Source organism: Candidatus Hydrogenedens sp. (genome assembly GCA_035378955.1).
Taxonomy (GTDB): Bacteria; Hydrogenedentota; Hydrogenedentia; order Hydrogenedentales; family Hydrogenedentaceae; genus Hydrogenedens.
The window spans coordinates 64,449-79,422 of sequence record DAOSUS010000005.1 but is presented as its reverse complement, the minus strand read 5'-3'; the positions used below and the strand labels follow the sequence as shown (position 1 = coordinate 79,422).

Annotated in this window: 10 protein-coding genes; 2 read left to right on the top strand and 8 right to left on the bottom strand. The window is 37.5% G+C overall.

Going from position 1 to position 14,974, the window contains the following annotated elements; all coding sequences use genetic code 11:
* Positions 1-43 precede the first annotated feature (43 nt).
* Both PLA12_02240 and PLA12_02235 read right to left on the bottom strand, forming a co-directional pair.
* Positions 44-187, bottom strand: coding sequence for a hypothetical protein (locus PLA12_02240; protein HOQ31310.1), 144 nt, complete (start codon positions 185-187; stop codon positions 44-46).
* Positions 184-1,806, bottom strand: a complete 1,623-nt coding sequence (locus tag PLA12_02235; protein ID HOQ31309.1) for a sodium-dependent transporter — start codon at positions 1,804-1,806, stop codon at positions 184-186. Before PLA12_02235 ends, PLA12_02240 begins: the two co-directional genes overlap by 4 nt.
* Positions 1,807-1,901: 95 nt before the next feature.
* Here PLA12_02235 and PLA12_02230 point away from each other — a divergent pair, with 95 nt between their 5' ends.
* Positions 1,902-3,305 carry a deoxyribodipyrimidine photo-lyase gene (locus PLA12_02230; protein HOQ31308.1) on the top strand — a complete coding sequence of 468 codons (1,404 nt, stop codon included), beginning with the start codon at positions 1,902-1,904 and terminating at the stop codon, positions 3,303-3,305.
* 17 nt (positions 3,306-3,322) lie between these two features.
* Here PLA12_02230 and PLA12_02225 read toward each other — a convergent pair whose 3' ends face one another.
* Positions 3,323-3,715: a tryptophan-rich sensory protein gene (locus PLA12_02225; GenBank protein ID HOQ31307.1), complete on the bottom strand. Its 393-nt coding sequence runs from the start codon at positions 3,713-3,715 to the stop codon at positions 3,323-3,325.
* 146 nt (positions 3,716-3,861) lie between these two features.
* Positions 3,862-5,163 (bottom strand): ATP-dependent 6-phosphofructokinase, encoded by a 1,302-nt coding sequence (locus PLA12_02220; protein ID HOQ31306.1) that lies wholly within the window; start codon positions 5,161-5,163, stop codon positions 3,862-3,864.
* Between the two features lie 140 nt (positions 5,164-5,303).
* Here PLA12_02220 and PLA12_02215 point away from each other — a divergent pair, with 140 nt between their 5' ends.
* Entirely contained in the window at positions 5,304-9,353 is a 4,050-nt protein-coding gene (locus PLA12_02215; GenBank protein HOQ31305.1) for an immunoglobulin domain-containing protein, read from the top strand.
* 50 nt (positions 9,354-9,403) lie between these two features.
* Here PLA12_02215 and PLA12_02210 read toward each other — a convergent pair whose 3' ends face one another.
* From PLA12_02210 to sixA, 4 genes are all read right to left on the bottom strand, one after another.
* Entirely contained in the window at positions 9,404-12,076 is a 2,673-nt protein-coding gene (locus PLA12_02210; GenBank protein HOQ31304.1) for a fused MFS/spermidine synthase, read from the bottom strand.
* Positions 12,077-12,094: 18 nt separating this feature from the next.
* Positions 12,095-12,637, bottom strand: coding sequence for a TIGR00730 family Rossman fold protein (locus tag PLA12_02205; protein HOQ31303.1), 543 nt, complete (start codon positions 12,635-12,637; stop codon positions 12,095-12,097).
* A gap of 158 nt (positions 12,638-12,795) precedes the next feature.
* Positions 12,796-14,331, bottom strand: a complete 1,536-nt coding sequence (locus PLA12_02200) for an alginate export family protein (protein ID HOQ31302.1) — start codon at positions 14,329-14,331, stop codon at positions 12,796-12,798.
* A gap of 161 nt (positions 14,332-14,492) precedes the next feature.
* Positions 14,493-14,972 (bottom strand): phosphohistidine phosphatase SixA, encoded by a 480-nt coding sequence (sixA, locus tag PLA12_02195; GenBank protein HOQ31301.1) that lies wholly within the window; start codon positions 14,970-14,972, stop codon positions 14,493-14,495.
* Positions 14,973-14,974: the final 2 nt, after the last annotated feature.

Below are 14,974 nucleotides of genomic sequence, written 5' to 3'. Positions count from 1 at the left end.
ACTACTTAATTAAACATTCATACCCTACTAACTGCCCAATTATCTATTTGCTATTTTCTTCCTCTTCATCATCATCATGGGTAATTATATTTTTACTGGTCAGAACCCTATAAAAACAGTAGATATTTAACCCTGTAATAATCACCCAAACTGTAAGCATATATAAGTAGGAGTACCATGTCATCATGATATTGAACCCTCAATGTCTTTCAATTCTTTAGAATTTTGAGAATTATTTGTCACATCATCTTCAAAGAATTTTGGATGTGTTTGCCATGCATACCAGACACCCCACATAAGGAAAGAAGCCATCAAGAGTATCATAATACGAGCCAGCCATATATAGGGCACATCCTCCATAGGAACATTTTTCATTGTAATCTTTTCCAGCAAGCCATCATAGCAAAACCATACTACAAGACCTACGGCAAAAACAGGGGTAATATATTTCATAATATAATAATATATTCTTGGAACTTTTAATTCCGCTCCTAAATGTAATTCCTCCCAGCCTTTATCCACACCGAATATCCAGGAAAATACAACCGTTTCAATCGCAACAAACAATACCAGACCGAAGGTGCCCATCCAATAATCCAGTTCATCAAGAACCTTATGATGATTAAACAGAATAACAGGTTGCATCATTATAAACGCAAAAAACGCTACAAAAAGCACGCCTACTCGTCGGTCTATTTGTAATTCATCTTCCAAAAATACAAGCAACGGAGTAAACATAGCCATACTGGATGTAAGCCCTGCAAGGAAAAGCAAGAAGAACCACATTACCCCAAAAATTTCGCCATAAGGAATTTGTTCAAATATAAGCGGTAAAGCATAAAATCCAATTGCAAATGTTCCATCCGTATCTACAATTTCTCGGGCTCTTTCAACACCGAAAAAAACCACTGCTGCAGGAATTACTATCGAACCACCCAATACCACTTCAACGAATTCATTGGTAATACAAGCCGTAAGCCCATTCAAGGTCAGGTCATGTTTCTTCTTGAGATAGCTGGCGTAAGTATGAACCATACCTAAACCCACACTAAGCGTGAAAAATATCTGCCCTGTTGCTGCAATCCATACATGGGGCCGCATCAAAGTTTGAAAATCCTGTGGGCTTAATCTCCAAATTTGGGCTAATCCATGGCTAACTGTCTGACTTTCCCCGCGTGGTGGCAAAGTCAAAACACGAATAGCCAGTATCATCCCCATTACTATCAAAACAGGCATACAATACTTCGCAACAATCTCTATCCCCTTGGCAATTCCTCGTCCCAAAACAAAAATATTTATTAAAAATGTAATTAAGAAAAAAGTGTACGAGACACTACTGAAACTTATCATTCCTGCATTTGCAGTTCCTACATAAGACCCAAAAGATACTTTCATTTCCTCGTATGTGTGTTTACCTCGAAGCATTCCGGTAGCCATCTGCCATGCATAGCCCAACGCCCACGACTCTATATAAATATAATAAATACCGACCATTGCCGGGAGAAGTATCCCAAAAATACCCAGATATTTGGATATAGGATGCTTCCAGAGACGATAGAACATCCCCGGTGTAGTTCCATGCTTATATGCTCCACCCCTCCTCCCAATACTCCACTCTATCCACGCTAATGGAATACCTATCAACAGGAGTGCCAGAAAATAAGGAACCATAAAGGCACCACCATACGGGACTGCCTGACCAGGAAAACGAAGAAAGTTTCCCAATCCAACTGCATTCCCCGCCATCGCCATAATAAGACCAAAACGACTACCCCAACCTAATTCTTTTATGGGACCACGACGCATTTTCAGTTTCCCTCTTATGTTGTGTAATATAAATAATGAATTATACACCAATAAACAAATATTTTTACAAAACTACTTAAATATAACAGGGCAATATGAACAAGAAACATTCTTTGGGTTTATTTATTTTCCGTAGGGATTTAAGAATAGATGATAATTCCTCACTTATTTATGCAGCAAGGATATGCCAACAAATTCTTCCCTGTTTCATCTTTGACCCACAACAGGTAGAAAACAACCCTTATCGGGGAGACTTTGCAGTTCAATTTATGGTTGAGAGTTTATTAGACTTACAAGCAGAATTGATTAAAAACGGGGGAAAACTCTATCTATTCTACGGCAAACCTGAGGAAGTATTGTCAAAAATTTTTGAACAAACGCATTTTGACGCATTATTTATAAACAGAGATTATACTCCATTCTCAAAAAAACGCGACAATAATATAAACAATTTTTGCAAAAACCAGAACATTACATTCTATTCACTGAACGATGCTTTATTGACCCAACCCGAAGATACCCTTAACAATAATAAGACACCCATAACGGTTTTCTCTCGATTCTATAAAAAAGCCATGACTTTACCTGTTAGCAAATCGCAGAAAGTAACAGATATTCAATACTATCGAGAACATATCCTAGGTGAAATTCAAGAACTTAAAACCTTACCGTTTTTGCCCGATAAAAACGAAAAAGCCCGATTAAAAGGTGGGCGAAAAGAAGGCTTAAAAATACTGAAAAGAGCCTGCAATTTACAAGATTACAAAAACCATAGAGATATAATAGAAAAGGAAGCAAATACTTTTTTATCTCCCTATCTAAAATTTGGATGTTTGTCTCCAAGAGAAGTCTTTCACACGATAAAAAATAACAATCCTGACCCTGAACCAATACTCCGTCAATTATACTGGCGAGATTTTTTCACAACCATTGCGTTTTATTTCCCCTATGTGTTCGGAAATGCCTTTAACAAGTCTTTTCAAGATGTATGGTGGAGTAAAGATGAAAATACTTTCCATTTATGGAGCGAGGGTATGACAGGATTTCCTATTGTAGACGCAGGAATGAGAGAATTAAAAACAACAGGATGGATGCACAACCGTGCACGACTGATTGTAGGTTCTTTTCTCACAAAGGATTTACATATGAGTTGGTTATGGGGAGAAAAATATTTCGCAACCAAATTAATTGACTACGACCCATCCGTTAATAACGGAAACTGGCAATGGGTAGCAGGAACAGGTTGTGATGCTCAACCTTATTTTCGAATTTTTAATCCATGGTTACAATCAAAAAGATTTGACCCTGACACTATATATATAAAAAAATGGATACCGGAATTAAAAAATGTCCCTTCTGCCCACATACATCAATGGGATATATTTCACAAAGACTACCGAGAAATTGATTACCCTGCCCCAATAGTAAACCATCACGAAGAAGCAGAACAATCCAAAATTTTATTTAAAAGAGCCCGATTAAACCTTAAAAGCAACTAATTACCCATAGATTTAATTTACTTCCAATTGAGATAGGTTATCGTTAATTGTAAAACGGTTGCAAAACTTACCCATAAAAGGTAGGGGATTTGGAGAAATGTAATCCACCTGCTATAGGGATATATAAGAATGATTGCCGCAATAAGAGTTATCCATACCAACAGAATATCTACACTTGCAAGAAAATTATTTCGTAATCCGAATTGAATAGGTGTGAATAAGAAGTTGAATATTAGATTTAAAACGAAAGGAAGCAACACATAGGCTGGCACTTTTTTAGTAATCACCATCCAGAATGTTATCCCATACGAAATAAAAATAATCAGATATAACACCGTCCATACAGGACCAAACACCCATGCAGGGGGCGACCACGAAGGCTTAATCAGCTGTTGATAATATTCATTCATAAAATTACCTCAATTAAAAATTAAACAAGGCTCAAATAACAAAAATTCCAAATAATAATTACCGTTTCTTTTCTCATAGATTCTTGATTAAATGGTTTATTTTTTCAATTTAGACTCTGCAATCAAATAATCCATAATTTTTTTCATTATGGGATAGGTTGACCAGTGCTGGCAAGGACCGTTTGCCATAAGGAGCTTTCAGGGTCTATTTTCTTACGCCCTGAAATGACCATTTCGATGGGGATATGGACAAATTGATTGTGGATATAACCTATGGTAATACCTGTTCTTCCTGCCATTCCGGCATGCACAGCATTCCTTGCGAGAGCATCACAAAAAGCGGCATCTTCTGCATTCGCAGGAACGCTCCGAATAAGATAACTTGGGTCAAAGTATTTCATCTGGATAGGAACCTGTTTGTTATTAAAATATTCGACAATCTTATCTCGTAAGAATTTTCCTACATCCGCATGAAGGACATTTCCAGAAGCATCTTTCCGCTCAATGTCTTCTTTTATACATTCGGAACCTGCACCTTCTGCAACGGCAATAAGGGCATGCTCTCTTGTTAGAATTCTCTGCTCAAGCCATGATAAAAAGCCATTTGCACCAAGAAGCGATACTGGCACTTCTGGAATAATTGCATAATTAACCAACTGGCTTGCCAAAGCAGAATAAGCCGTAACGAAACCTGAATCCCTCCCCATTAACTTAACCAAACCTATTCCATATCGGACAGATTTTGCTTCTGTGTGGGCACAAATAAGGACTTTTCTTGCTTCCTCAATAGCGGTATTAAAACCAAAAGTCCGTGAGGTATATAAAATATCGTTATCAATAGTTTTAGGAATTCCAATGATTGAAATGGGATATGATTTTTCTTGCAGTATGCGGAATAGTTGATAGGCTCCTCGATGCGTTCCATCTCCACCCACACAAAATAATAAATTAACCCCCATAGAACGCAAATAAGACATCATTTTTTCGGGCTCTTGCGGTCCTCGTGATGTGCCTAATAGAGTTCCTCCTTCATCATGTATCTCATCTACTATTTCGGGGTCGAGTTGGAGTGGAGGCAAATTTTTTTCAGGGTTTAACCCTTCATATCCATAGCGAAAACCTAATATCTCACGAACCCCATAATGAAACCATAATTCCACCACTAAAGAACGAATTACATTATTTAATCCCGGACAGATACCCCCACAAGTTACTATCCCCGCAATGGTATTTCCAGGTTGAAAAAATATTTTTTCACGCGGTCCTGCTTTCTCAAAATATTTCGGCTCTTTTTCTAAATAATCTCCATGCTCATTAATCTCTATTGAGTTGGAGATATAAATGTTATCATCTATAAATAGCAAACTCTTTTTGCCTTGTTCTGACTGAAAATTTTTTAAAGGAGAAATAATTTTGCATTCTCCGAGCGATGGAATTTTGATAACCATATCCAATCCTTTTTATTTATCCGATTATCACGCAAAGAAACTATAAAATTTGTATTATTTTTATGTAATTCTTGTTATAATATATTTATAATAATAATCCAGTAGGAATTATAACATATATATCATTTTGGAGAATTATTATGAAATGGTGTTTGAAAATAATTTTACTTTTTTTACTTATTTTTTTGTCATCTTTCCTTCATGCCGATTTATACCGCATTTATGAAGGCGCACCCAATGGAGCGACAGGCAATCCTAATGAATGGGGATTTGAACAATTATCTGATGCATGGACACATGCTACCATTACAAATCCTGGAAACCACACTATACGGATAGAATGGCAAGGACCCAGTCAGAGTGAGGGCGTCTATTTTGAGGTGCCGGAATTGGTGCTATTGGATAGTGGGGATATAGAAGTAATTGCAGATACAGGTATTCGCCCGGAAATTCGACCGAATGGTGACCATCCTGTATTTAGCAATAATTCAACAACAGGAAAGGTATTAAAAATAATTGGCTATGATGAAGGAGTATATAACAGGATAGCGTTATATTCTGCATACTCTTCTCCGCTGATAGCTACCTCGATGAATGGAAATGGTGTCTTCATCATAGAGAAGGTAAATTTCATCAAAAAAGAGCGTATTTGGGAACCAACGGAAGAACCCGGGGCTCCCAATGGAAACTATATAAATTTACAAAATGTTCCAGTAAGCAAGCATCAGTTTTATATGGTTCGCTTTTTAGGGGGTGATGAGGTAGAGCAGACATCGCCTTTGATGGTGATGGGACCGATGAATGGAACAGGGATAATGGAAGCACAATTGCGATATGTGGACTTCAGTTATGCTAAAGGTAGGGGTACTCGATTATCGCTGAAAAATATAGTTAGAATGACTTTAGAACAATGCATATTTGCTCCTGAGGGAGGTAGCACTTATTCCGAAAGTGCCATAGCCATGCGGGCAGATAGTCCAACGGCGAGCGATGGTGGTTCTCAAGTCATTTTTTATAATTGTTCCTTTCGTAGTGGTGGCGCAAATTTATTTGATAAATTAGGTGAGGATACTCATACTACACCAAATGTATATCGATTGTACATGCCTGTATTTACAGGTTCTTGCGGAGAACGGGCATTTAATCTTCAACAGAGTGGTGCTCGCGTAGAAATATTGGGGTTAGAACCCGGTAATGATTGGTTTGATACTTCGGATGACATAGTTCCCTCACCTATACAATGGGTAGATATGGACGGGTTAACAAGTAATACAGGGACTTATGCCCGTATTTTGCGTGGTTCTATAAAGTTTTATCGTGCAAAGGGAATTATCCGACCGTATGTAGGCTATGCTATTACATGTTTAGGTGGAGAATTAACAGGACCTGTTGAAGTTGAGATGGATTCATGCTGGTGGGGCTTTGGTGCTGGGACATTTCGTTCAGGAGCCACAAGTGGAAATTATGCACCAATTTTAACCATGGTCAATACTATTTTCTACGGGGGTGGTGTTCCGTCATATATTGATACACGCGGGTTTAGTGATACGCTATACCCTTCTGCCTACGCTACAGTTCGATTGCGTCATGTTACACTCACTTCGCCAGAGAGTAACCCCGTCACTAACTGGCTCATCCACGGTAGAATAGGAGATACCTTGTACTCCGCAGCCACTATCTTTGATTCGCCAAACGCATCGAACATTACGCCTGTTTGGGAAACAGGATTTGAATGGAAAAATTTGGCGTGGAATCGGAACTCTCAAGATGGTAAAGGGGGATTTGAGACTGCACCGAATGAACAAATTATGATTTATGCGGACCCGAAATTAGATGATGTAGGCAAATTACAAACGGGTAGTGGCGCTTTAGGTCGTTCAGGGACAACAGATACTACCAATGTAGATTTTGAAGGGCAAAATAGACCTTTACCTCCGTTCTATGCATCGCCGGATATAGGTGCCGATGAGGGATTTTTTAATCCTACTAATATAATCTCCAATCCTGAGGATATGGAAGTAATGGATAATGTTGAAGAAGGGACTATTGTTGGAGAATTTACGGTTATTGACCCTGACCCCGAAGAACCTCATACATTATCTCTGGTTCAAAATGGAAATGGAGCCTTTCGTCTTGATGGAAATCAATTAGTTGTTGATTTGCCAAGTGCATTAAACGGAAGTGAAAATCCGTATGTAACTGTTCAGGTATGGGCTACGGATTTGATGGGCTTACATTATGATAAAACATTTTTAGTGCATGTTATTGACGCCACCCCGGCTTATGTTGTTTCTGTAACCGTAACACAACCTTTGGAAGTTGAAGTAGAATTTTCAGAACCGATGCGAATAGATGAATTAGGAGAATTAAATAATTACTCTATTTCGGGCGATGGCAAAGGGACACTTACGGAAAATCCATCTCAGGTAACCCTACTTGATAATAAGCATGTTCGACTAAATTGGAACTCTGGTGAAATGAAAAATGGCGGAGATGTAACCATTACTGTAAACAATGTATTTGATGCCCAGGGAAATCCGATAGGTAGTCCTAATAGTGCTACCCATGCAGGTAGTGGTTTAGGTGGTTTTCCTCCCCAATTAGTTTCAATTGAAATTAAAGGACCTCGTTTAATACATGTCATCTTTTCAGAAGCAATGAGAGAACTCGGAGATGAAAGTGTCTTTAATCCTGCTAATTATCATTGGTGGTTTGATACTCCACCGGGAAATTCTCCTACAAATGTGGGGAAAGTGGCTGAATTTCCTCCAACCTATGCCATTTCATGGACAACGGGTTCATCTATCTCAGAGGGACAGGAAGTTACTGTCAGGGTGGATAATGTTCAGGATTTAGCAGGGAATCCAATAGACCCACTTCACAACACGGCATCAGACACTTTTGAAATAACATTACCCCGTGCTTTATCCTTGACAGCAGTAAACGAACAAACATTAAAAATAAAATATAGCAAAGAAATGGGTTCCTCCGTTTTCTTTGTAGGCAATTACACATTGAGCAATCCTCCGGGGGCTTCAGGAAAAGGGACTCTTTCAATTCATCCATCAAGAGTTGTTCAAGATACCGACCCTATGACTTATATCCTTGAATGGGATTCGGGTGAGATGAAAGCTGGGTCTCTTGTGCAAATAGAAGTAGAAAATGTTCGCGATACATTTGGTAATTTGATAGACCCTCAATTTAACAAAGTTACTTGTCCCAGTATAGGTGTTTCCCCGTTTGTCACGGATGTGAGCATTGTAGATTCCCGTAATATTCGCGTATTCTTCTCCGAACCTATGGAGGCTTTTATGACTATAGCATCGAGATATAGTCTTTCCGGACCCGGGAAAGGAACCCTGAATACTTCTCCTGATACTGTGCAGAAAATTGAAGAGGGTCATTACTTATTAAAATGGAATGCAGGAAATCTGACTGAAGGAGAAGATATTACAATAACGGTAAATACAGGGGCAGATCTTGCCGGTAATGGTTTGGTAGAACCTAAAAGCAAAACTGTAACCAATCGGATAAAAATACTTTCTTATGTTATAGGCGGCAATTATTATATAGGCGACACCGTTACTCTTTCCTTCAATGTAAGTGGTGGTATTGGCGGATTAAATTTCCAATGGCTTAAAAATGGAGGGACTCCCGTAGGACCCAATTCCAACGAATGGACTATTACGAATATTGATACCACATATACAGGCTCTTACCGTTGCCAGGTAGGTGATTCAAGAGAAGAAATTGTTTTTACGAACTATGCAAATTTAGGGATATACCCTCACATGCAGTTTTTACTCCAACCTGGACCTGCAACCGTCATGGATGGGGACACTTATACATTACGAGTGGAAGTATCAGGTGGCATCCCGGAATTGTCTTATCAATGGAAAAAAGATGGGGAAAATATTGGTGAAAACTATCCTGAATTTACTATTACTGAAATGTCACCCGAAGATGAAGGAACCTATTGGGTAGAAGTCTCCGATGAAAAAGAGGTCCTTATGAGCACCCCAGTAGAGATAAAATATGATAAAGGACTTCCCATTTCTAATCTCACAGACATTATTATCCTTATAGTGTTAATATCCTTATCTACCTTCATTACTTCAAAAACAACAAGACTTTACTATAAACCTGTAAAAGTCAGAACAGACATACACAAATATCCACCCGAGAAATAGTTTGTATTTTATCTAACTAATGAATAATATTGTCTGTTTTCTTTGGCATTTTATAATTGCAGTTGGCTTTGCCATTTCTGCCATTGAGGGTCATTTTCAAGATAAGGAGCAACTTCCTGCAAAATTTGCTTTGCCTTGTCTTTATCATCCCAACGGAGATATTGTTCTATCTGTGTTTTAGAGATAGTTCTCAAATAATATTGTGCCTGCTTATTGTTCCCATCTATTTTCAATGAATCAATAAAACTTTTTCTCACATCATCACCTACCAGCAAACCTTCATAATATAACATTAATCCATCTAAGTCTTTCCGTCGAGAATTATGTCTTCTTATAATAGCATTCTTCACCTCTTCTTTATTCGGAACTAAAATCATATTTTCTATATTTGAGACACATTCTTTTAACCGTTTAAGATTTTGAGGGACACTTTTGCGGTTATAAACATACTGAGGCGATACGAACTCTACCCATGGGAAATTGTCTGTAATTACCTTTCCGTGTTCCGAAAATCTTTCAAGCCCTTCTCGGTCCATTACAAAACAAGCCATTATCTCTTCCACATCTAAAAAACCCGCCTGAATAAGGGCTTCTTTTAACACAGAATTTCTTTCTAATTTTTGGGATAACCCTTCAGGATTGAATAGAAGAGGTCTGTTAGAACCTACCAAAAACAAATCGGCATTAACAAATAAACCAACTGTATAGGGAAATACCTTTATGAATGTATAAACTGCAGACTGAACAATTTCTTCGCTGGAACTATGAAATGGCACCCATTGAGAAATCATACCCCCTTCATTCAATCGCTGTAGACAAAATCGGTAAAACTCCTGTGTATAAAACATGGATACACCTGCCATTGCCAGAGGCATCGGTTCCGTAGTAATAAAATCGTATTTTTTCGTAGAACGAATTAAAAAGTTTCTTGCATCATCAACATAAATTTTTATGTTACTCATTGTCAGCACATCAAAGTTTAAATCCTTAAAGTAATGTCCTGCTTTCAGAACCTCGGGAGAGATTTCCACAGCATCTACCTGGTCAAAACCACCAATACCCAATGTCCCACAGGTAATTCCTGAACCAAAGCACATAAATAAAACCTGCCGGGGATTACGATTAAACATTTGCGGAATAACCCCCTGGAAACGGTTCATACGAACTCCGCGTTCTACCGCTGTTGTTGCCTGCACCCGATTAATCCATAGAACTCGCTCATCCTCCGAACTTACCTTTTCTGGGGAACTTACAGCCACCGTTCCCTCGGTTCCTTCTGCAAAAAATAAAAGATGATGCTTTTCAGGCAGATAATAGCGATTTATCTTTTCCATCACATTATCTACGAAAAATATTGGTAAAAACACGAGGATAAAACCCAAATTAGTCCAATGATATTTTTTATCCACTATCGCAAAGATAAAACCGGATAAAATTAATAGACAACCCATCAGGATAATCCCTTTTTCACAACCAAAAATCGGGATTAAAACAAAACCCCCTACCAGAGAACCGATAATACTTCCTACCGTGTTTAATCCATACGCAGTTCCTATAGATGAAAAGACATACGCCTTTTTAATATATCGCAATAAAGTTAATGCATAAGGGAAAGTAAAACCAAATCCAATCATAGGAATTAGCAAAGTTAGAAAGGCAAGTATAAATTTTCCAAGAACTCCATAATAAAACCTATCTGTTCCCTCCAAATAAAAATAATTCATCCATTCTGGTAGATGTGAAATGAAAATTAGAGTTAGAAGCACACCAAAACCCGTAAGGCTATATCCCCAGCCCAATATCCACATTTGTATGGAGAATTTACTGATTACTATGGAGAGAATTAAGGCTCCGAGACTAATCCCCGCAAGTACGGAAATTAACACAGAAGTGTATGCATAATTTGTTCCTAAGAAAATCATAATTAAAAGGCGTGTCCATAGCACCTCTAAAGCAAGACAAACAAAACCTGATGTAAACATCCCTAAAAAAATAACCCATTTTTTAAGTTCTCCTCCTTCCTCTTTCTCCTCTATTTCTATAGGCTCAGGTTCAAACTTTCCTCCCGCATTTACTAATGCATCACGGAATTGAGAAATAAATCCTGCTATTATACTTACACACACACTTATCCCAATAGCAATATAAAATGTAATTCCATACCCAAGTTTCGGAATAAATAAAAAACCAGCACCGAAGGCTCCTGAAACAGCCCCTATTGTATTTGTCGAATATAGTAATGAGATAAACCTACTGCTCTTTCCATCTATATTTTGTTCGTATCGAACCAGTAAAGGAAAAGTCATACCCATACATAACGAAGGGAGAGCAAACCAGAACATAGATATCAGAATTCTTATCAAAAACAAAAACCATGTATTTTCAGGGAAAAGACGAATTAATAAAACAACCATTTGTCCTTTATTACTTATAAAATCAATGATAATCAAAGCCCATAAACCTATAAACAATTCAAGTCCTACATACCATCGCATCGGATTTGATGTCCGTTCCGCAATTTTACCTCCCCAAAAACTTCCTAAACCTAAACCTAAAAAGAAAATACTCAAAACTGTGCTAATTGCATACGCCGTTGAACCTAACAAAAGCATGCTTTGCCTTGTCCAGACAATTTGATAAATCAAGGCGCTACTACCGGATAAAAAGAAACTTATATATAGCAACAAACGAAACACATAAGTAGCATATTTACTATTATTCATCCCGTTTCCTTAAAATAATTAAAGACTTTGCTCTAATCTTTCTACCAGTTCTTCGGGTGTATCTATACATTGATAAAGTTGTTTATGCCCATCATGGGTAAAGCGATGGATAAACATAGTTTCCATCATATCTTGGACAAATTTAAAAAAATTATCTATATTAAACAAAAATAGAGGTTTATTATGGTATTTCAACTGTTTTGAAGCAAGGACATTCAAAAATTCATCCATTGTCCCTATTCCCCCAGGAAGGACAATAAAGGCATCCGAAAGATTTTCCATCGTTTCTTTCCGTTCATGAAGGTCTTTGGTAACTATCAACTCATTACAATGTTCAAAAACCAGTTCAGAACGATTTAAGTAATGTGGAACGACACCAATCAATATCCCTTTATGCTCATAATATCTCTTCGATAAAACCCCCATTAATCCTACTTTTCCAGCACCATATACAATTTGATAGTTCTTCTTTGCCAGCAAATCGGCTAACCGTTCCACTTCTTTTTTGAAAAATGGTATGGACAAATCACTGGAACCTGCAAAAATACCAATCCTTTTCATAACTTAAATAAAACTTCTCAAATAAGATTTACAATTACTTTCAAACAGACGGGAGTATTATACAAAACTACATAAAACCCTCGCATAAAAAGCACAGGGAAGACTTAATCTGTCTTCCCTGTGCGATATATAAAAATTTTCTATCTCTTACTTATAAATTAAAAGTATATCTTGCATCCGGCATACACATAATCAGCATCATCGTCATCAGAACCACCTGTATACATAAGACCATTCCAGCGGACAAATTGTCCATCTGTTATACCTTTACCTACAAACATGTGCGACCAACCTGCCTCTAACACCAAATCCTGTGAATATTGATATTCAAGGAATAATAACACCTCTGTTCCTAAATAGGAATCGTTTTTCGTCGTCCACCATGGGAACAACGGTGATAAAACAGGTCTTTCAAATTCATTGGCTGTTTCAAAATAAGTTACGCAGAAAATTCCTCTGATTTTGTCGGTAAAACTTGTATTTGTTCCGACACGCACCCACCATGCATTGGATAAGTCATTGTTCAAATCCGTAAATCCACCGGCAATTTCATTCGAGAATAAACGATTGAAACTTATACTTGCAGTTGGCTCATAAAAAGGATTAATGAAATCCCAGAAGGAGATATCGCGGTTATCTTCACCACTAAAATAACGGAATCCAGCGAACACACGCGGTTGACGCCAGAAATCGAAGGTATATCCTAAATCCAATTTCAAAGCCCAATTATCAAATTCTGCATCGTTATCACCCCAGGGTCCTACCCGGAACAATTTGCCAATAGCATCTGCTTCCCCAAATTGATAGGCGACTTCCGCATCGAAATCAAACGCTTCATATTTTCCTGCAGAACGAATACCGACTGTATGAAGCATTGTATTATCATAATCCCCTCTACCCCAAATAGCTGGAAAATCATTGGCTATTGGACGGTCATCCTCTAACAACATCCAGTACACATCAAAAGTAACATTTTCTACGGCTGTGCATGAAGCATATATTCCATAAAAGTTAATATCGTCCTCTGCAAAATCAGACATAGCCTCAAATAATTTCGAAGCCCATGCGTCTATGGTGAAAACATCTGCTTTGTAGGTTAATCGTATTGCATCAAACGAAATACCTGTCCAGAAAAAGGCAAAATCACGAGGACCTACTAAAAATTGACTACCAAAAGATAATTCCTGCCGTCCTACACGAAGTTGTAATGGTGTCCCCCACATTTCATCCACTTCAATATATGCCTGAAAAATTTCTACATCATCAATAGAATTCTGGCGAGCATCTACACCTGTGATGTAGTTCTGAGAACGGAAATCTTCTCCCCAGACATCATACGAATCTAATTCGATATAAGTGCTTACCTCATCCGTGAAATCTGCTTTTACATGCAACCGTGTCCTTTGTTCTACAAAGGATAAATCACTTTGGTCATTATCCCACGAAAAAATACTATTTACACCAGGTCCTAAAAGGTTCCCTATCGGGCGTCTCATTACAGATATTGGAGACCAGCGTGATTGAACCGAAGGCATAGACCCCGCAAAATCATTGAAAAGATTATTGATATAATTTCCACGGATACGAATAGAACCACCAACCTCTACATTTTGCAATTCCGCAATTACTTCAGAAGATAGCAACATTACGGATAGAGCGATTAAAATACTGAAAAAAATTGCTTTCTTTTTCATAAGTGTACCCTTCCTTTGTTATTTTTAATTAAATTTTAAAATTTTAAAATAAGAATGAGCAAGTATAACAAATAAATTTTTAAAAATCAAATATAAAATACCATTAAAATGAAAAATATAATAATTACTGCTAATAAAAATCTTAGGGAAAGGTTACAAACTTAATGTATAAGTAAGGAAGGAACCAAGAACCAACGAACCACAGATACACCTATATCCTGATAGTTCAAGCAAACGATACCCCCTTTTTCAAAGGCTATAAATTCTTTCTTCTCATCGCCAGTTAATAACAATCCTGCCAATTGTGATAAATGCGGCAAATGCCCTACCAACATAATATTTTGTTCTTTTGCTTGTTGTATTAACTTTATTATTTTCTTTACAGGTTCTTCTGGCTCTAATTCTTTGTACTCATAAAGTAATTTCTCTAATTGCAAGCAGGTAGCCAGAATTTCTGCAGTTTCTTTAGCACGCAATTTAGGACTATGCCATATCACATCTACTTTAATATTTTTTGAACATAAAAAATTACCCATTTGAGAGATAGTCTTTCGTCCTAAATCTGTAAGAGGTCGTTCAACATTCACTTTTTTATCTACCGCTTCCCCATGTTGCACAAGAAAAATCGTTTTCTCTTTCACTT